Origin of the sequence: Mycobacterium lehmannii (genome assembly GCF_001499925.1) — a bacterium.
GTDB lineage: Bacteria > Actinomycetota > Actinomycetes > Mycobacteriales > Mycobacteriaceae > Mycobacterium > Mycobacterium lehmannii.
Window position 1 is genome coordinate 33,337 of sequence record NZ_LQIR01000003.1, and the last position, 18,547, is coordinate 51,883.

An 18,547-nucleotide genomic window follows, 5' to 3' on the forward strand; every position below is an offset into this window, starting at 1 on the left:
AGGATGGCGCGCGTGGGTGAACGCGTCAGCTTCCCGAGCGCCAGTGGGCCGGCCCTCGCGGGTGTGATCGACCTTCCCGACGGCGACGTGCGCGGGTGGGGCGTCTTCGCCCACGGGTTCACGCTGGGCAAGGACTCGCCGGCGGCCAGCCGGATCTGCAAGCAACTCGCCGCCGAGGGCATCGGCATGCTGCGGTTCGACAACCTCGGACTGGGCGACTCGGAAGGCGACTGGAGCGACGGGTCGTTCTCGCACAAGGTCGCCGACACCGTGCGCGCCGTGGAGTTCATGAACTCCGAGGGCCGCGAGGTGCGCCTGCTGGTCGGGCATTCCTTCGGCGGCTCGGCCGTCATCGCCGCCGCCCACGACTGCCCGACGGTGAAGGCGGTCGCGACCATCGCGGCCCCCTACGAGCCCGCCCATGTCGAACGGATCTACGACGCGGTCGTGGAGCGGATCGAAGAAGAGGGGGAGGCGCAGTTTCGCATCGGCGGCAAGGCGCTGACGCTGAAGCGGCACTTCGTCGAAGACGTCCGCAATGCCGACCTCCGCGATCGCATCCACACCCTGCGCCGAGCCCTTCTGGTGATGCATTCGCCCACCGACAACACCGTCGGCATCGCCAACGCCAGCGAGATCTTCCAGTGCGCGCGTCACCCGCGCAGCTTCGTCTCACTCGAAGGCGCCGATCACCTGCTCACCGAAAAGGATCAGGCGGCGCGGGCGGCGCGGATCGTCAGCGCCTGGGCCGACCCCTACCTGTAGTCACCGGACGGCGACGACGACCTTGCCCTTCGCCGAGCGATCCTCGAGCGCAGCGATCGCGTCGGCGGCCCGCTCAAACGGGAACACCTGCGGTTGCGGCGCCGACACCTTGCCCGACGCCAGAAGCGGTTCGAGTTCGGCCCACTGCTCGGCCAAGTAGTTGGGATGGGTGAAAGTCCAAGCGCCCCAACCGACTCCGACCGCATCGACGTTGTTCAGCAGCAACCGGTTCACCTTGACGGTGGGAATCTCGCCGCCGGTGAAGCCGACCACGAGCAGCCGTCCACCCGGGGCCAACGAGCGCAGCGAGTCGGTGAACCGATCCCCGCCGACCGGATCGACGACGATGTCCACGCCGCGGCCCTCGGTCAGCTCCTTCACCTTGTCCTTGAACCCCTCGACCGGCACGACGTCGGTCGCGCCTGCCGCCGTGGCCACCGCACCCTTCTCCTCGGTGCTCACCACCGCGATCACCCGAGAGGCACCCCATGCCGGCGCCAACCGCAGCGTCGACGTGCCGATGCCGCCTGCCGCCCCGTGCACCAGCACGGTCTCGCCCTCGGCCAGCCGGCCGCGGGTACGCAGCGCGTGGTGCATCGTGAGGTCGTTGAAGAGCAGGCCGGCGCCGGCCTCGAAGGAGACGTTGTCGGGCAGCTTGAAGACCCGTTCGGCGGGCAGTGCGACGACCTCGGCCATCGCGCCGCAGAGCATCGTCAGCGCCGCGACGCGATCGCCGGCCTTCACATGTGCGCTGTCCGGAGCGCTGCGCACCACGCCCGCGACCTCGCCGCCTGGCGTGTAGGGCATCTCCGGCTTGTACTGATAGAGCCCGCGCGACTGCAGCACATCGGGAAACGCGACCCCCGCCGCGTGCACCTCGATGACGACCGCGCCGTCGCCGTCCGGCTCGTCGACCTCGACGAGTTTGGCGGCTTGTGGTCCGTCGAGGCTGGCAATCTGAATCGCGCGCATGTCCGCCATTTAACTCGACTCGAAAGTCGGAGCCTCCGCCGCTGCGCCGATAGTCGCCGAAACCCGGCGGGGGGTGCCGCACGAAGCGCACACTGTTAGATAAGCTCACTTATCCGGCAACGTTGCCGAGTTCGAACGGAGCGCACATGAGCAGTGGTCCCCGCAGCCAGTCGAGGGCTTCGGCCTTCGCCCCCGCTCAGTCCCTCCCGTCCGGACGCGCCGTCGAGGTGCGCTCCAGGGACGGCATCCGCTTACACGCCGAGGTCTTCGGCCGCGAGGACGGTTATCCGATCGTGTTGGCGCACGGCATCACGTGTGCGCTGCGGGTGTGGGCCCATCAGATTGCCGACCTGTCGCGCGACTACCGCGTGATCGCGTTCGACCACCGCGGCCACGGCCGCAGCGCGGTGCCGGTGCGCCGCGGCGCCTACAGCCTCGACCATCTGGCCGCCGACCTCGATTCCGTGCTGGATGCGACGCTGGCGCCCGGTGAACGGGCGGTCATCGCCGGCCACTCGATGGGCGGCATAGCGATCACCTCGTGGGCCGAGCGCTACGCCGAGCGGGTGACCGAACGCGCCGACGGCGTTGCCCTCATCAACACCACCACCGGCGACCTGCTGCGCAACGTCAAGCTGCTGCCCGTGCCCGCGCCGCTGGCCAACGTCCGCGTCCGCACCGCGGGCACCTTCCTGAAGACGTTCGGTGCGACGCCACTGCCCCGCGCCATCTACGGACCGAATCAGCGCTTCGTCTCGATGCTGGCGGTCGGCCGCGACGCCGATCCGGCGATCGCCTCGTTCGTGCATGAACTGTTCGCCGCAACCTCGCCGGTCGGCCGCGGCGGCTGGGCCCGCACGCTGGTCGACCATCTCGGACCGCAACACATCGGGCTGACTAACCTGGTCGTGCCGACGCTGGTGATCGGCAGCCGCAAGGACCGGTTGCTGCCGCTGACGTCGTCTCGTCGGATCGCCGAGGCGGCGCCCAATCTGAGCGAGTTCGTGGAGTTGGCGGGCGGGCACTGCGCCATCCTGGAGCGCCCCGACGAGGTGAACATGCATCTGCGTGGCCTGATCCAGTCGGTGACCGCCGAACGCCGCGTCAGTTCCTGATCAACTACTCAGCGCGCGGTGCACTTCGTCTGCGGCGCGCCTGCCGGACCGGACGGCGCCGTCCAGAAAACCGGTCCACGCGTCAGCGGTTTCGGTTCCCGCCCAGAAGATCCCGTCGATCGGCTTGCGCAGCCAGGGGCCGTATGTCGTCCACGAGCCGGGCGGAACGGCCGCCGTCGGCCCTCCCGGCGCGAAATCCTCTGCACCCCAACAGTGGTCGAGATAGTCGATCGGGTCCAGCGCGGCGTTGCCGAACAGCCCCGCGAACCCCGTAAGCGCCCGCTCCCGGCGCTGTGCGGCCGGCAGCGAGTCGAACGAGCGGGCGTCGACGAAACCCAGCAGGATGCCGGGGCCACCTCCGTTGCCGTCGTTGGAGGGGCTGACGTCGAACGTGATGAACACCGGGCCTTCGTCGGAAAGCGCCTCTCCCGAAAGTCCTTTCGCGCGCCAGAACGGCTTGTCGTATGCGGCGTATGCCTTGCTCAGGTTGCCTTGGGGCCAGTGCTGCGCGAGCTTGCCGTACTCGGCGGGCAGCTCGGGTGAGAATTCGATCGACTGGCGGTGTTCGGGCGGGATGGCGACGACGACGGCTTTGGCGCGCACCGCACCTTGATCGGATGTCACGGTGAGCGTGCCGTCGCTGTGGCGTTCGATGCTGCGCACCGCGGCGTCGAGCACGACGCGCGGGCCCAGCTCCTCGGCCATCCGGATCGCGATCTGCTGGGTGCCGTCCGGGAAGCGGCTCTGCTGGGCGCCGCCTTCGACGTCGAGCATGCGGTCGAGCCCGCCTGCGGCCCTGACGTAGCGCACGGCGTGCAGCATCGACACCGCGTCGGGCTCACAACCCCAGGTCACCCGAGACATGATCGCCATCAGATCCCGCGTTCCGGCGCTCGCGTGCACCGACTTCAACCAGCCGTCGAGCGACAGAGAGTCCAGGGCGTGCGCGTGCGGGGCGGTCCACGGCGCCTCGACGGCCACTCGCCGACATGCGCGCTCGAAGCGCCACTGGATGCGCGACACGTCGAGCAGTTCGATGATCGACAGCCGGGGAATCGTGCTGCGGTACGAGCGGACCCGGCCCCGCCATCGGATCAGGTTCTTACCACCGCTGAAGGTGGGCACCGTCGCACAGCCCAGTTCGGCGGCCAGTTCTTCGACGGCGTCCTGCGTCGGTCCGATGAAGGTGCCGCCGAGGTCGACGGGCACGCCGGCGATCGTCGCCGTCGACGACCGCCCGCCGACCCGGTCGCGACCTTCGAGGACGACGACGTCGTAACCGAGCCGGACCAACTCGCGCGCCGCCGCCAAACCGGCGAATCCGGCGCCCACGACGACCGCGTCGGCACTGGCTTGGATCGTCACGCGATTAGGCTCTCACGCCGTGAAGGTCATGACAGCGTTGTTCGGCCCAACCGATGCGATCGAGCGAGCGCAACTGCTGCGCGACGCGGGCGCCAGCGGGGTGTTCACCTTCGAAGGACCGCACGACGTGTTCGCGCCGCTGACGCTGGCATCGACGGTGGGCGGTCTGGACTTGATGACCAACGTCGCCATTGCGTTTCCGCGCAACCCCATTCAGCTCGCCCACCAGGCCTACGACCATCAGGTGCTCGCCGAGGGCCGCTTCACGCTGGGCCTCGGAACGCAGGTGCGCACGCAGGTCGAGAAGCGATACGGTGCGGCGTTCGACCGCCCGGTCGCCCGGATGAAGGAGATGGTCGCCGCGCTGCGTGCGGTGTTCACCGCATGGGAGACCGGCGAACGTCTCGACTTTCGCGGCGAGTACTTCCGGCACACGCTGATGACCCCGACGTTCAATCCCGGTCCCAACCCGTACGGGCCACCGCCGATCTATCTCGGCGCGCTCGGCCCGAAGCTGACCCGCGCCACCGCAGCCGTCGCCGACGGCCTGCTGGTCATGCCGTTCGGCTCGAAGCGATTCCTGCACGAGGCGACGATGCCCGAGGTGCGCGCAGGCCTGTCGGAGTCGGGCCGGTCGCTCGACGACTTCGCGCTGGTGCCCGAGATCATCGTGTCGGTCGGCACGCACGATGCGGCCCACGAGGCCACCCGCCGGCTGCTGGCGTTCTACGGCTCCACCCCGGCCTACCGCCCGGTGCTCGACGTGCACGGCTGGGGTGAACTGCAGCCCGAGCTCAACGCACTGTCCAAACAGGGCCGGTGGCAGGAGATGGGCACGCTGATCGACGACGAGGTGCTGCACACCATCGCCGCGTGCGGCACCCCGGCCGAGATCGCCGCCCACATCCGCGACCGCGTCGACGGGGTGTCCGACCGCGTCTGCCTCTACCAGCCCGGACCCATCGCGATCGACGCGTTGGCCGAGATCGTCGACGCACTGACAGGTTGACTCCTATGGTGGTACTCAGCGGGACCAAAGGAGGTTGCGGATGAGTGCCAATGGGCGCGAAGAGCGTGTTGACGACTATTCCGATGTGCTGATCATCGGGGCGGGCATCTCGGGGATCGGCGCGGCCTACCGCCTGCAGGAGAAGAACCCGCACACGTCCTACAGGGTGCTGGAGCGGCGGGCCCGCATCGGCGGCACCTGGGACCTGCACACGTATCCGGGCATCCGCTCCGACAGTGACATCTTCACGTTGAGCTACCCGTTCGAGCCCTGGACCCGGCCGGAGAACGTGGCCGACGGGCCCGACATCCGCGACTACCTGGTTCAGACCGCGCGCAAGCACGGCATCGACGAGCACATCCGGTTCAACACCCGCGTGTTGTCGGCCGACTGGGACTCGTCGACCGATACGTGGACGGTGCACACCGAGCAGGACGGGACACCCAAGACGTACCGGAGTCGCTTCCTGTTCTTCGGAACCGGCTACTACAACTACGACGAGCCCTACCGTCCGGACTTCCCCGGCCTCGACGAGTTCAGCGGCGACGTCGTACACCCGCAGCATTGGCCGGAGTCGCTGGACTACACCGGCAAACGCATCGTGGTCATCGGCAGCGGCGCGACGGCGGTGAGCATGATCCCGTCGCTGACCGAGAAGGCCGGCCACGTGACCATGCTGCAGCGCTCGCCGACCTACATGCTGTCGGGGCCACGGATCAACCCCATCGTGCAGGCGCTGCGCAAGGTGCTGCCCGGCCGGGCCGGTTACTGGGGTGCGCGCATCTACAACACCATCTTCACGGTGTTCATCTATGCGTTCGCCAAGGTGGCGCCCAAGCTCAGCAGGCGCTACATCCGCAACTACGCCAAACGCAATCTGCCCAAGGGCTATCCGGTCGACGTGCACTTCAAGCCGCGGTACGACCCGTGGGACCAACGGTTGTGCGCGATGCTCGACAACGACTTCTACGACGCGATCAACACGGGCCGCCTCGACGTGGTGACCGACCAGATCGACCACATCGATTCGTCCGGCGTCGCGTTGCGGTCCGGGCAGCGGATCGACGCCGACGTGATCATCACAGCGACCGGCATCCAATTGCAGGCGCTCGGCGGGGTTTTGATCAGCATCGACGGCGAGGAGGTCAAACCGCAGGACCGGTTCGTCTACAAGGAGCACATGCTCGAAGACGTGCCCAACCTGGCCTGGTGCGTCGGCTACATCAACGCGTCGTGGACGTTGCGCGCCGACCTGACCGCTCGGGCGTTCGCAAAGCTGATCTCCTACATGGATTCTCACGGCTATACGCACGCATACCCGCATCTCGGGGACAAGCCCATGGCGGAGAAACCCGCGTGGAACATCAACGCCGGCTACGTACAACGCGCGGCGCATGTCCTGCCGAAGTCGGGTACGCACCGGCCGTGGAACGTCCGGCACAACTATGTGCTCGACGCGATCGACCACCGGCTCGACCGGATCGAGGAGTCGATGGTGTTCGGCCGCGCACCGGTGCGGGTGACAACGGTCGCCTGAAAGTCTGCGATTTCGGTGCGCTACTGATCGCGCAGCGACGGTTAGCGCACCGAACCGCTCAGCCGGCTCAGTCGGCCAGGGTCAACCAGTCCTTGAAGCCCGACGGGTCATGTCGACCGAGCGCACCGTGTTCGAACAGGCCCCACCCTTCACTGGTCTTACCCCCTTCGGTGCACTCGGCGCGGCCGACGTGGTCGATGACGCCGAACATGGCGCGGCCGTTGACCGCCGGATCGGTCATGTCGTAGGTGAGGCGTTCGGTGAACTTGTCACCCTTCCACACCCCGTGGAGCCAATCGGAGTCACCGCCGTACCCGCCGCCGATGTGGATCGGTACCGCCAGCTTCGACTCGACCTCGAACACCACCGGCGACCCGTCCGGGGTGGTCGCTTCGATGGTGGCGCCGTAGGGGATTCGGGTGCCCGAGGTGTAGTGGATCTTCACTCGCGGCCAGCCGAGTTGTTCGACGCGGCCGTCGCGCCAGATGCGGGTGCAGTCGTTGAGGCTGCGGAACCCGGTCGGATCCTCCTGGATGATCAGGCAGATCCCGAAGTCGTCGAACGCCATCGGCACGTACAGCCACCACATGCCCTCGAACGGGGGATCGGCGGGGCGGCCGGAGGGTTCCGCCTCGCCGATGGGGCGGATGCCCCACGACCGGTCGCGGCTGCCGATCCACACGTCCGGGTCGACGGAGATGTCCTCGCCGTCGATCGAGATCACCCCGCTCCACGACCCGACCTGCGCGAATCGCTGGGCGTCCAACGTGATTCGGGTGCCGGTGCGTAGGACGTGCCGCTGCTCCTGGATGGCGTCGAACAGACCGTTCCAGGTCAGGTCGACGGCGATGCCCTCGGTTTCCTCGAGCACGATCCGCAGCTTGCGCAGTGGTTCGGTGACCTCGACGCGGTAGCCGAGCACGTGCTGGTTGAGCCGGTCGGAGTCGATGCCGTCGGACAGATGCACCGCGGTCTGGGTGTCGCCGCGCCTGGCCAGGACGAACGCGTCCTTCACCCCCAGGTTCGGGTAGTACCCGATGCCGGTGATCACGAAGATGTCGCCGGTGCGGTCGTGGGCATTGAAGTAGGACCGGTCGTAGAAGTTGCGGTCGGAGGATCCCGGCCACGCGATCGGTTGGGGGATCTGGTGAATCGGGAATTCGTCGGTGGGACCGAGCATCAGGAGTCATCTCCAATGAGTCGTTTCAACAGCGCGCCGTGATAGAACAGCGATTCGACGTCGTCGGGTTGTTCGATCTCGCCGAACCGCACTCGCCGCGCGCTGGTGCGCATGAACACACACGCCCAGATCACACCGGAGTAGACGTAGAACCAGTTCAGGTCGCCGAGTTCGACCCCGGTCAGCGCCGCATAGGTCTTCTTGACGTCCTCCTCGCGCATGAAGTCGGGCAGCCCCGGCAATCCGGCAAGGCCGGCCAGCTCCTGGAAGACGTTGTGCGCGAATATCATCCACGCCGCATCCATCTCGCGCGGCCCGAGTGTGGCCATCTCCCAGTCGAGGACGGCCACCGGCTGGTAGCCGGAGTACAGCACGTTGCCCACGCGGGAGTCGCCCCAGACCAGGACGGGGTCGTTGCCCGCGGCGTCGGCCGGCCAGTTCGCCTCCAGCCAGTCGAGCGCGCGCTCGACCAGCGATGAGCGCCCGATGTCGGGGACAGCGAACTGATACCAGTCCTGGAGCCAGTTGAGATTGCGCCGCAACGCGTTCCGGTCGGATCCGTCGTCGAGAAATCCGAACACCGTCTCGGGTTCGGGAATCGAATGCAGTTTGGCGATCACGCCGACGGTCGCGTCCTGCAGTTCGCGGCGCTGTTCGGCGGGGGAGTCGGCGAACCAGTTCCCCCCGAACGTGTAAGGCATGACATCGGGCGGCACCCGGCCGTCGACGTAATCCATGAGGAAGAACGGAGTACCGAGCACGTCGCCGCTGTTCTCCAGCCAACGCACCTGCGGCACCGGAACGTCGGTCTTCTCCTGCACCAACCGGATCACGTCGAACTGATGATCCATCCGGTACGACGAGAACACCGGAACGTCCTCGGTAGTCGGCGCCACCCGCGCCACCCACTTCTGGTCCTGCGGTTGCCCATCGACGGACCATCGCCCGGTCAGGATGATCGTCTCCGAGGACATCCCATTGGCGTCGACGCCACTTTCCACGGTGATCTCTGGTGCTGCCCCGCCCGGCAGGACGGTCGACAGCCATCGGGACATCACACCGGGCAGGGTGGACAGATCGCGACTTGAATGTTCGAGGCGGCTGACGTCTTCGACAGCCGGTTCGTTGGCCACAGCCTCTTCTTTCGCCGATAATTACGATACGGTGGGTAGCGTTATGAAACCAGACGCGTCATCGGTTGACAAGACCCCGGGCGCCGGGCGGCCCCGGGATCCACGCATTGACGCTGCCATATTGCGCGCGACGGCGGATCTCCTTGCGGAGATCGGATATTCGAATCTGACGATCGCCGCGGTGGCCGAGCGGGCGGGCACCACCAAGACCGCGCTGTACCGCCGGTGGTCGAGCAAGGCCGAGCTGGTGCACGAAGCGGCGTTCCCCGCCGCGCCGACCGCGATCGCCACCCCGCCGGGGGACATCGCCGCCGACATCCGCGCCATGCTCACCGCCACCCGAGACGTATTCGCGTCTCCGGTGGTGCGGGCGGCGCTGCCCGGTCTGATCGCCGACATGGTCGCCGACGACGAGCTCAACGTTCGTGTGATGGACCGGTTCACCGGTGTGTTCGCGGCCGTGCGCGACCGGGTGGCCGACGCGGTTCGGCGGGGTGAGGTCTATCCCGACGTCGACCCGGACCGGTTGGTGGAGGTGATCGGCGGGGCGACGCTGCTGGGGATGCTGCTGCGGCCGGGCGAGCCGCTCGGCGACGACTGGGTTGAGCAGACCACAGCCATCGTCGTGCACGGTGTGGTGGCATAGAGGGCGTGTTTGACGCGTTTCCCTCCGATTGGCGTTCCGCCCTCGTGTTGGTGCCGCACCCCGATGATCCCGAGTACGGGTGCGCCGCGGCGGTGGCGAAGTGGACTTCTGCGGGCAGGCGGGTCCATTACGCACTGGCGAGTCGCGGCGAAGCGGGCATCGCGGGGATGGCCCTCGAACAGGCCGGCCCGCTGCGAGAGCACGAACAGATGCGATCGGCAGCGGTCGTCGGTGTGGCCGACGTCCGGTTCTGGGAGTTCCCGGACGGCGAGATCCGCAACAGCCCCGAACTGCGGGCCAGGATTGTCGAGACGATCAGTGAACTCCAGCCCGATGTGGTGATCAGCATCTACGGGGGTCCCGAGTGGGCGCCCGGCGCGCCCAACCAGCGCGATCACATGGAGTTCGCCGCGGCCGTCGTCGAGGCCTACGACAGCCTGCCCCACCCGCCGCGCTGGCTGTTTCAGAACGGGCCGCAGGCAACGCACGTCGAGGTGATCGACGACGGAGCCTTCGAGCGGGCGGTCACGTCACTGGCCGAGCACAGGGTTTACCTGTCGGTGCTCGACCCGCACACCCCGATCACGGTGCACGCGCGCAAACAGGTGGAGTCGACGACGGCCCCGCGCCCCGAGTTCGGCGGCAGCCGCACAGTCGAATTCATCCTGCTGCGCCAACGTCGCTAACCCCCTGTTGTGCCCGTCGCGCCCGTCCCCCCTTGTGGCGCGAGCGTGCGGGTCTGCAGTCGACACGCCGCGAAAACTCGACACTTTGCGCACGTTCGACGCCCGTGAGCGCGCGCAAAACGTCGCAGAACGCCCGCGTGTCGTCAGCAGACACGCACATTCGCGGCACAGACACGCACCGTCGCGGGGCAGGCGGCACAGAAGCTACAGAGGGTCAGCCGTCGATCTGGCGCTTGTTGCGCTCCGAGATGGCCTGGAACCGGTCGCCGAGACCGGCGAAGTCGCGGTGCTGGGCGAACGCGATCTTCTCCTCGGCGGCCAGCGCGGGATTTATCACCGCGGCCGCGCCCGTCGTGTAGATCTCCTTCAGGCCGAGCATGACTGTCGCAGGCACCTCGGCGATCTGTGCGGCCAGTTCGACGGCGCGGTCGACCAGCCGGTCGTGGGCGACGACCTCGGTGACCAGACCGATGCGCTCGGCGCGCGCGGCATCGACGACCTCGCCGGTCATCGACAGGCGCCGTGCCATCGCCAGCCCGACCAGCTGGGGGAGTCGGGCGGTCATGCCGCCTCCGGGCAGGATGCCGACCCTGGCGTGTGTGTCGGCGAAAACGGCGCGTTCGGAGGCGATGAGGAAATCGCAGCCCAGGGCCATCTCCAGCCCACCAGTGAAGGTCGCGCCGTTGATGGCGCCGACGATCGGTGTGCGCATGTTGCCCGTCGCGGCGATGCAACTCTGCGACCGGAACTCCTCGAAATAGCTCAGGCCGTCGCGCTGGGCCTCCTTGAGGTCGACGCCGGCGCAGAACGCGGGGTCTGTGCCGGTGAGGACCACGGCGTTGACGGACTCGTCGGCGTCGGCCTCGGTGAGCGCGCTGTAGGTGGCCTTGATCAGTCCGCGACTCAAGGCGTTTCGAGCCTCCGGCCGGTTGAGGGTCAGCACTCGCACGGGACCACGGTCGTCGACGAGCACCAGCGGTTCGGTCATGGGAACCGAATCTAGCGTGTGGCCGGGTTATCGCCTACGGTATTTACGAAACGGTACCGTAACGGAAAGAGGAGGCGATGGTTTCCGACGTTCTCGTGGTCGGGGCGGGGCCGACGGGTCTGGCGGCCGCATGTGGTCTGCTGCTGCAGGGTGTCCGTGTCCGGGTGATCGACGCGGCGGCCGCGCCCGCGACGACGTCGCGGGCCAACTTCCTGCACGCCCGCGGCTCCGAGGTGCTCGGCCGCCTCGGTGCGCTCGGCGACCTTCCCGAAAAGTCGGTGCGGGCGATGAGCATCCTGACCTACCTGGGCGACAAGCCGATCATGCGCATCCGCTTCGGCGATCCCGGTATGGATACCGCCGCTCCACCGATGGTGATCTCCCAAGCTGCGGTCGAGGCCGCTCTCCGGGACCGGTTCACCGAACTGGGTGGCCAGATCAGTTGGGGTACAAGGCTTACCGATGTCCACCAGCACGGCGGGACCGTCACGGCAGTCCTCGCCGGTGGGAACGACCTCACCGCCGACTGGCTGATCGGCTGCGACGGGGCCGGCAGCGCCACCCGTCGGGCCGCGGGCATCGACTTCCCCGGGGTGCGCCTCACCGAACGCTTCCTGCTCGCCGACCTCCGCATCGACTGGGACCTCGACCGCTCAGGCACGACCGGCTGGCTACACCAGGACGGCATGCTCGGAGCGATGCCGATGCCCGGCGGTCTGTGGCGCATCATCGCCTACGATCCGCATTCGGGGCAGCAAAAGCCCACGGACGACGAGATTCTCGCGCGGTTGCACCGGATCATTCCCGAGCGCACCGGCCGCTCTGCGCCGATCGAGCACGCGGAATGGCTGTCGATGTTCAGCGTGCACCGCCGATTGGCAACAACCTACCGGCGTGGCCGGGTGCTGATCGCAGGCGACGCGGCGCACACGCATGCGCCGTTCGGCGGACAGGGGATGCTGACGGGTCTCGGGGACGCCGAGAACCTTGCGTGGAAACTGGCGCTCGTCACGGCGGGCACCGCCGACGAGAGGCTGCTCGACACATACGAGTCTGAACGACGTCCGCTCGCCACCGAGGTGCTGCGCAACACGAGCGCGGTCACCAAAGTCAATGTGGCGCAGAGCAGCATAGGTCGCGTTATTCGCGACCGTGTCGTGGTCCCGGTGATGAACCTGCCCGCAGTGCAGCGTTGGGTGACCTACCGAACCTCGCAGTTGTGGGTGACGTACCGCCGGGGTCCGTTGGCGGATCGGTCTTGCCGATTGTCGGGCCTGCGTCCGGGGGACCGCGTGCCCGGGATCTCGGGCGACGAATTACACGGGCGCTGGGGGCTTTTGGGAGCTGACGACAATCTGGCGAGGATCGTGACCGAGCGCCTCGGCGAGACTCGGATCGCCGTCATCGATCGGCACATTGATGGCGATCCGATGCTGGTGCGCCCCGACGGCCACCTCGCCTGGCGCGGACGGCAGCCAAAGGCGTTGCGCCGATGGTTGAGTCGTGCGCTGGCAACGGGCAGCGTGCGATGATGGCGTCGAGTCGGGGCCGGCCACGCAGCAAGGACCTCGACACCGCCATCTTGCAGGCAGCGCTCGACGTGTTCGTCGAGCGCGGGATCGCGGGTATGAGCATCGAGCAGGTGGCCAAACGCGCCGGCGTCGGCAAACCTACGATCTACCGCCGTTGGTCGGGAAAGGAGCAACTGGTCGCGGATGCGATCGAGGCGCATGTGAGCACGGACATACAGTGGCCCACCCGCAAGGAGATCACCGCCGGCAGCGTTCATGATCTGGTGCGACACAACCTATCCGGAGCCGCTCGCACAGCGACCGATCCTCGCTTTCGCGCATTGATCGCGCAGATCTACGGGTCGGCCGTCACACATCCCGAGCTGATGCGGACGTACTGGGACCGCTACATCCAGCCCCGCCGCGACCTTGTCCTCGCCATGCTCGAGCGCGCGCAGCGCGACAGCGCGGTCGACGAGGACGCCGACCTCGAGGTTCTCGTGGACATGCTGGCCGGCGCGGTGACCTATCGGGTTCTGCAACCGAATCCGGTGACCGAGCGGCAGATGCGGCGCTACCTCGAATCCGCCTACCGCCAGGTCGGCCTGCTGTCACGCGACTAATGCAGGAACTGGTCGGCGTTGTTGGCGAGATCCAAAAGCGGTTGCGGCAGCGCGCCCAGCGCGAACGTGACCGCCGCGGTGACCGTCACGACCGTCGTGCTGAGCACACTCGGCACCACCAGTGTCGGGGCGTTCTCGGGCGGATCGGTGAAGAACATCAACACGATCACCCGCACATAGAAGTACGCGGCGATCGCGCTTGCAAGGACGCCGACAACCACCAACGGCATCGCTCCGCCCTCGCCGGCCGCCTTGAACACCGCGAACTTCGCCACGAAGCCGCTGGTCAATGGGATCCCGGCGAACGCGAGGAGGAACAGCGAAAAGACGATCCCCACAATCGGATAGCGACGCCCGAGTCCCGCCCAGCGCGCCATTGCGGTGTCTTCCTCGCCGGCACCGTCGCGAACCAGACCGACCACGGCGAACGCCCCCACGGTGCTGAAGCCGTACGCGAACAGATAGAACAGCGTCGACGACAGTCCAGCTTCGTTCGCGGCAATCACACCGGTGAGGATGAAACCGGTGTGCGACACCGCCGAATACGCCAGCATCCGCTTGACGTCGGTCTGGGTCACCGCTGCCACGGTGCCGACCACCATCGTCAGGATCGCGATCGCCCACAGCACGGGTCGCCAGTCGTCGCGCAGTTCGGGCAGCGCGACGTAGAACACGCGCAGCAGCGCGCCGAATGCGGCGATCTTCGTCGCCGCAGCCATGAACGCCGTGATCGGCGTCGGCGCGCCCTGATACACGTCGGGGACCCAGCTGTGGAACGGGACGGCACCGACTTTGAACAGCACACCGACCAGTACCAGCCCGATCCCGATCAGGGCCAGCGATGTCTTACCCGATCCCGCGGCGACGGCCTCCGCGATACCGACCAAATCCAACGTACCGGCGTATCCGTACAGCATGGCCACGCCGTAGAGGAAGAACGCCGACGAGAATGCACCCAGCAGAAAGTATTTCAGCGCCGCCTCTTGGGACAGCAGGCGACGCTTGCGCGCCAGCCCGCACAACAGGTACAGCGGCAGCGACAGGATCTCCAGCGCGATGAACATGGTCAGCAGGTCATCGGATGCCGGGAACAGCAGCATGCCGCCGATGGCGAACATCGTCAGCGGGAAGACCTCGGTCTGGATCACGCCGGCCTTGGTGGCCACTTGTTCGGCGACGCTGCCGGGTACGGCCGACGCCTGGGGGGTGAATCCGTCGAGGCCGCGGCGACCACCCTCGGCGACCTCAGCGCCGACCTGTCGCTCAGCGATCAGCAGGACGCCGAGCACACCGACGAGCAGGATGGTGCCCTGCAGGAACAGTGCGGGGGCGTCGATGACGACCGCACCCATCACGGCCGAGCGGCCGACGGAGCCGTGCAGGGTACGTGCGAGCACCACCACGGCGACCAGGGCGGCCGCCAGCCCACCGAAGCACAGCACCAGCTGGCTCGCGTACCGGTGCCGCCGCGGCAGGAACGCCTCAACGAGGACGCCCGCGATGGCGACCCCGAACACGATCAGCATCGGGCAGACCAGACCGTATTCGACGGTCGGCGGGGTGAGGGTCATGGTCTCGGCCCTTCCGCGACTCTGGGTACGGGATCAGGTTGGTCGATGGTCGTCAGGGTGTGATCGACCGCAGGGTTGATGACGTCGAGCGCGGGTTTCGGATACACCCCCAGCACGATCAGAAGGGCGATCAACGGTGCGACCACGACGAGTTCGCGCGGCACCAGGTCGCGCACCCGCTCGTTGCCCTCGGTGACGGCTCCGGTCATCATCCGCTGGTACATCCACAGGATGTAGATCGCCGACAGCACCAGCGCCGTGGCCGCGAACACCGCCAGCACCGGGTACCGCGTGAATGTGCCGATGAGCACCAGGAATTCGCTGATGAACGGCGCCAGACCGGGCAGCGACAGCGTCGCCAGTCCGGCGACGAGGAATGTGCCCGCCATCACCGGTGCCACCTTCTGCACACCACCGAACGCCCGGATCAGTCGAGTGCCCCTGCGCGACACCAGGAACCCTGCGATCAGGAACAGGGCGGCCGTCGACAGACCGTGGTTGATCATGTACAGCGTCGAACCGGACTGGCCCTGGCTGGTCATCACGAAGATGCCCAGGATGATGAACCCGAAGTGGGAGATCGACGTGTACGCGATCAACCGCATCACGTCGGTCTGGCCGATCGCGAGGATCGCGCCGTAGACGATGCCGATCACCGCCAGCGTGACGACCAGGGGTTGGAAATACGTTGACGCGTCGGGGAACAACTGCAGGCAGTACCGCAGCATCCCGAAGGTCCCGACCTTGTCCATGACCGCCATCATCAGCACCGCGCTGGCCGGGGTGGCCTCGACGGCCGCGTCGGGCAGCCAGCGGTGGAACGGCCACAACGGCGCCTTGACCGCGAACGCGAACATGAAGCCACCGAACAGCAGGTTCATCACGGCGGGGTTGACGGCGAACTCACCGCTGGACACCGCGGAGACGATCTCGCGGAAGTCGAACGTGCCCGCGGCGAACGCGTCACTCGAGGCGGTCACCACATACAGCCCGATCACCGCGGCCAGCATGATCAGGCCGCCGAACAGGTTGTACAGCAGGAACTTCACCGCCGCCTTGCTCCGGTTCTCGCCGCCGAAGCCGCCGATGAGGAAGTACATCGGAATCAGCATCGCTTCGAAGAACACGTAGAACAGCAGGATGTCGAGCGACACCAGCGACATCAGGACCATGCCCTCGACGGCCAGCGTCAACGCGAGGTAGGTCTGCACCGACCGTCCGCGCAGGCCGGTCTGGCCGTCGGCGTCGTTCCAGCCCGCGATGATCAGCAGCGGCACCAGGACCGCGGTGAGCACTACGATCGCCAGTGCGATGCCGTCGACACCCAGGATGTAGCCGGTGCCGAATGACGGGATCCAGCGGTGGGATTCGACGAACTGGTACTGCTCGCCACCGGGTTGGAAGCCGACCGCCACAACGGCGGTGATCGCCAGGACCGCGATCGAGACGGCCAACGCGAACCATTTCGCCAGCACCCGTTGGGCGGCAGGCAGCAGGATCGTCAGCGCGGCGCCGACGGTCGGCGTCGCCCACAGCACCGTGAGCCAGGGGAAGTTGTTCACCAGAGTTGCACCGCCAGGATCGCCGCGACCACCAGAACCGCACCCGAAAGCATCGAAAGCGCATAAGAGCGGGCATAACCCGTCTGTAGGCGCCGCAGACCCGTCGACAGGCGGCTGACCAGCCCTGCCAACCCGGTGGCCGCGCCGTCGACCGCCTCCTCGTCGATCTCGACGAGCCCGCGGGTCAGCAGTTGGCCGGGCCGCATCAGCGCCGCCTCGTTGAACGCATCGCCGTACAGATCATTGCGCGCCGCGACAGTGAGCGCCGAACCGTCCGGGACGTCTTCTGGCACAGGTTTTCTTCCGTACATGCGGTAGGCGATGAGGACGCCGACGGCGACGACGGTCAGGATCACCGTCGTCACCACCCAGACGGGTGCGACGTGGTGTACCTCGTGTGCGCCGACGACCGGTTCGAGCCAGTGCTCCAGCGTGCCGCCGATCGCGAACGCCGCCCCCGAGCCCACGGAGCCGATGGCCAGCAGGATCATCGGCCAGGTCATCACCGCCGGGGCTTCATGCGGATGCACATTGGGAGCCCAACGCTTCTCGCCGAAGAACGTCATCAGCATCACCCTGGTCATGTAGAACGCGGTGATGCCGGCGCCCAGGATCGTCACGCCGCCCAGGATCAAGCCCTTGACGCCGCCTGCGCCGAGCGCCGCTTCGATGATCCCGTCTTTGGAGAAGAATCCGGCCAGCGGCGGCACCCCGATGATCGCAAGGTAGCCGAGGCCGAATGTGACGAACGTGATCGGCAGCGCTTTACGCAGGCCGCCGTAGCGTCGCATGTCGACCTCGTCGTCCATCGCATGCATCACCGAACCGGCGCCCAGGAACAGGCCGGCCTTGAAGAAGCCGTGGGTGAGCAGGTGCATGATCGCGAACGCGTAGCCGACCGGCCCGAGCCCGGCGGCCAGCACCATGTAGCCGATCTGCGACATCGTCGACGCCGCAAGGGCTTTCTTGATGTCGTCCTTCGCGCAGCCGATGATCGCGCCGAACAACAGGGTGACGGCGCCGACGATGACGACGCCGAGTTGTGCGGTGGGTGCGAGGTCGAACACGGGTCCGGAGCGCACGATGAGGTACACACCCGCGGTCACCATGGTGGCGGCATGGATCAACGCCGAGACCGGTGTCGGACCCTCCATCGCATCGCCCAGCCAGGACTGCAGCGGCACCTGCGCCGACTTACCGCACGCGGCCAGCAGGAGCAGCAGGCCGATCGCGGTCAGCACGCCCTCGCCGGCGTTCGGCGCGGCGGCGAAGACGCCCGCATAGGAAATGGACCCGATGTAGGCGAACATCACCATCATCGCGATGGCCAGCCCCATGTCGCCGACGCGGTTGACGACGAACGCCTTCTTTGCCGCCGTCGCCGCCGACGGTTTGTGCGCCCAGAAACCGATCAGCAGATAGGACGCCAACCCGACGCCCTCCCAGCCAACGTAGAGGCCGAGGTAGTTGTCGGCGAGCACCAGAAGCAGCATCGCCGACAGGAACAGGTTCAGGTACGCGAAAAACCTTCGCCGCCCGGGGTCTTCGGCCATGTAGCCGACCGAGTAGATGTGGATCAGCGAGCCGACACCGGTGATCAGCAACACGAAACACATCGACAGCGGGTCGAGTTGCATGCCGAAGTCCACCTGCAGCCCGCCGACCGGAACCCAGGAGAACAACGCCTCGTGGATCGCGCGCTGTTCGGCGTCACGGCCCAGCATGTCGACGAAGAGCACGGCACCGACGACGAACGACCCGATGGCCGCGGCGCAGCCCAACAGGTGGCCCCAGGCGTCGGTCCGTCGTCCCCCGAGGAGCAGGATCGCCGCGCCGGCCAGCGGCAGCGCGATGGTCAGCCAGACAGGAATCGTCATCGCGCCT

The 18,547-nt window shown here is 67.3% G+C and carries 16 protein-coding genes; 8 read left to right on the forward strand and 8 right to left on the reverse strand.

All coding sequences use genetic code 11. The features are described 5' to 3' along the window. The first annotated feature begins 12 nt into the window (after positions 1-12). Complete coding sequence (locus tag AU192_RS03545; RefSeq protein WP_064394442.1) at positions 13-765, forward strand: alpha/beta hydrolase family protein; 753 nt, start codon at positions 13-15, stop codon at positions 763-765. On the opposite strand, the gene AU192_RS03550 is transcribed toward AU192_RS03545, so the two are convergent. Next, positions 766-1,737: an NADPH:quinone oxidoreductase family protein gene (locus AU192_RS03550; protein WP_064394445.1), complete on the reverse strand. Its 972-nt coding sequence runs from the start codon at positions 1,735-1,737 to the stop codon at positions 766-768. It abuts the gene before it with no gap. A 146-nt stretch (positions 1,738-1,883) separates the two neighbouring features. Here AU192_RS03550 and AU192_RS03555 point away from each other — a divergent pair, with 146 nt between their 5' ends. Continuing rightward, positions 1,884-2,852: an alpha/beta fold hydrolase gene (locus tag AU192_RS03555; RefSeq protein ID WP_064394353.1), complete on the forward strand. Its 969-nt coding sequence runs from the start codon at positions 1,884-1,886 to the stop codon at positions 2,850-2,852. Here the strand turns inward: AU192_RS03555 and AU192_RS03560 are convergent, their stop codons facing one another. Then, positions 2,853-4,217, reverse strand: coding sequence for a flavin monoamine oxidase family protein (locus AU192_RS03560; protein WP_064394354.1), 1,365 nt, complete (start codon positions 4,215-4,217; stop codon positions 2,853-2,855). It lies immediately after the preceding gene. A 19-nt stretch (positions 4,218-4,236) separates the two neighbouring features. Between AU192_RS03560 and AU192_RS03565 the strand changes: the two genes are divergently transcribed. Both AU192_RS03565 and AU192_RS03570 read left to right on the forward strand, forming a co-directional pair. Next, positions 4,237-5,226: a TIGR03617 family F420-dependent LLM class oxidoreductase gene (locus AU192_RS03565; protein ID WP_064394355.1), complete on the forward strand. Its 990-nt coding sequence runs from the start codon at positions 4,237-4,239 to the stop codon at positions 5,224-5,226. A gap of 40 nt (positions 5,227-5,266) precedes the next feature. After that, a complete protein-coding gene (locus AU192_RS03570; RefSeq protein ID WP_064394356.1) occupies positions 5,267-6,763 on the forward strand; it encodes a flavin-containing monooxygenase in 1,497 nt (498 codons plus the stop codon). A gap of 67 nt (positions 6,764-6,830) precedes the next feature. On the opposite strand, the gene AU192_RS03575 is transcribed toward AU192_RS03570, so the two are convergent. Together AU192_RS03575 and AU192_RS03580 are read right to left on the reverse strand one after the other, a co-directional pair. Next, positions 6,831-7,943, reverse strand: coding sequence for an Rv3169 family protein (locus tag AU192_RS03575; RefSeq protein WP_064394357.1), 1,113 nt, complete (start codon positions 7,941-7,943; stop codon positions 6,831-6,833). Next, the gene (locus AU192_RS03580; protein ID WP_064394358.1) at positions 7,943-9,076 is read right to left on the reverse strand and encodes a phosphotransferase family protein; all 1,134 of its coding nucleotides are present in this window, start codon (positions 9,074-9,076) and stop codon (positions 7,943-7,945) included. The genes AU192_RS03575 and AU192_RS03580 overlap by 1 nt, the downstream gene beginning before the upstream one ends. 43 nt (positions 9,077-9,119) lie before the next feature. Here AU192_RS03580 and AU192_RS03585 point away from each other — a divergent pair, with 43 nt between their 5' ends. Together AU192_RS03585 and AU192_RS03590 are read left to right on the forward strand one after the other, a co-directional pair. Beyond that, positions 9,120-9,722, forward strand: a complete 603-nt coding sequence (locus tag AU192_RS03585) for a TetR/AcrR family transcriptional regulator (protein WP_064394359.1) — start codon at positions 9,120-9,122, stop codon at positions 9,720-9,722. A 5-nt stretch (positions 9,723-9,727) separates the two neighbouring features. Further along, positions 9,728-10,408 carry a PIG-L deacetylase family protein gene (locus tag AU192_RS03590; protein ID WP_064394360.1) on the forward strand — a complete coding sequence of 227 codons (681 nt, stop codon included), beginning with the start codon at positions 9,728-9,730 and terminating at the stop codon, positions 10,406-10,408. Between the two features lie 214 nt (positions 10,409-10,622). Here AU192_RS03590 and AU192_RS03595 read toward each other — a convergent pair whose 3' ends face one another. Continuing rightward, positions 10,623-11,396 (reverse strand): enoyl-CoA hydratase, encoded by a 774-nt coding sequence (locus AU192_RS03595; protein ID WP_064394361.1) that lies wholly within the window; start codon positions 11,394-11,396, stop codon positions 10,623-10,625. A gap of 77 nt (positions 11,397-11,473) precedes the next feature. Here AU192_RS03595 and AU192_RS03600 point away from each other — a divergent pair, with 77 nt between their 5' ends. Together AU192_RS03600 and AU192_RS03605 are read left to right on the forward strand one after the other, a co-directional pair. After that, positions 11,474-12,928, forward strand: a complete 1,455-nt coding sequence (locus tag AU192_RS03600) for an FAD-dependent monooxygenase (RefSeq protein ID WP_064394362.1) — start codon at positions 11,474-11,476, stop codon at positions 12,926-12,928. Then, positions 12,925-13,530 (forward strand): TetR/AcrR family transcriptional regulator, encoded by a 606-nt coding sequence (locus tag AU192_RS03605; RefSeq protein WP_064394363.1) that lies wholly within the window; start codon positions 12,925-12,927, stop codon positions 13,528-13,530. Before AU192_RS03600 ends, AU192_RS03605 begins: the two co-directional genes overlap by 4 nt. Here the strand turns inward: AU192_RS03605 and nuoN are convergent. Genes nuoN through nuoL form a run of 3 tightly spaced genes read right to left on the reverse strand, consistent with a single transcriptional unit; the run spans position 13,527 to position 18,540 of the window. Then, complete coding sequence (gene nuoN, locus AU192_RS03610) at positions 13,527-15,101, reverse strand: NADH-quinone oxidoreductase subunit NuoN (protein WP_064394364.1); 1,575 nt, start codon at positions 15,099-15,101, stop codon at positions 13,527-13,529. The genes AU192_RS03605 and nuoN overlap by 4 nt on opposite strands. Further along, positions 15,098-16,663, reverse strand: coding sequence for an NADH-quinone oxidoreductase subunit M (locus AU192_RS03615; protein ID WP_423202665.1), 1,566 nt, complete (start codon positions 16,661-16,663; stop codon positions 15,098-15,100). The genes nuoN and AU192_RS03615 overlap by 4 nt, the downstream gene beginning before the upstream one ends. Then, positions 16,660-18,540 (reverse strand): NADH-quinone oxidoreductase subunit L, encoded by a 1,881-nt coding sequence (nuoL, locus tag AU192_RS03620; protein ID WP_064394366.1) that lies wholly within the window; start codon positions 18,538-18,540, stop codon positions 16,660-16,662. Before nuoL ends, AU192_RS03615 begins: the two co-directional genes overlap by 4 nt. Positions 18,541-18,547: the final 7 nt, after the last annotated feature.

What these genes read in the sequence shown, in the direction of transcription:
- AU192_RS03550 (WP_064394445.1), bottom strand. Translation starts at nt 1,737, where the DNA reads ATGCGCGCGATTCAGATTGCCAGCCTCGACGGACCACAAGCCGCCAAA.
- AU192_RS03555 (WP_064394353.1), top strand. Translation starts at nt 1,884, where the DNA reads ATGAGCAGTGGTCCCCGCAGCCAGTCGAGGGCTTCGGCCTTCGCCCCC.
- AU192_RS03570 (WP_064394356.1), top strand. Translation starts at nt 5,267, where the DNA reads ATGAGTGCCAATGGGCGCGAAGAGCGTGTTGACGACTATTCCGATGTG.
- AU192_RS03575 (WP_064394357.1), bottom strand. Translation starts at nt 7,943, where the DNA reads ATGCTCGGTCCCACCGACGAATTCCCGATTCACCAGATCCCCCAACCG.
- AU192_RS03585 (WP_064394359.1), top strand. Translation starts at nt 9,120, where the DNA reads ATGAAACCAGACGCGTCATCGGTTGACAAGACCCCGGGCGCCGGGCGG.
- AU192_RS03595 (WP_064394361.1), bottom strand. Translation starts at nt 11,396, where the DNA reads ATGACCGAACCGCTGGTGCTCGTCGACGACCGTGGTCCCGTGCGAGTG.
- AU192_RS03600 (WP_064394362.1), top strand. Translation starts at nt 11,474, where the DNA reads ATGGTTTCCGACGTTCTCGTGGTCGGGGCGGGGCCGACGGGTCTGGCG.
- AU192_RS03605 (WP_064394363.1), top strand. Translation starts at nt 12,925, where the DNA reads ATGATGGCGTCGAGTCGGGGCCGGCCACGCAGCAAGGACCTCGACACC.
- nuoN (WP_064394364.1), bottom strand. Translation starts at nt 15,101, where the DNA reads ATGACCCTCACCCCGCCGACCGTCGAATACGGTCTGGTCTGCCCGATG.
- nuoL (WP_064394366.1), bottom strand. Translation starts at nt 18,540, where the DNA reads ATGACGATTCCTGTCTGGCTGACCATCGCGCTGCCGCTGGCCGGCGCG.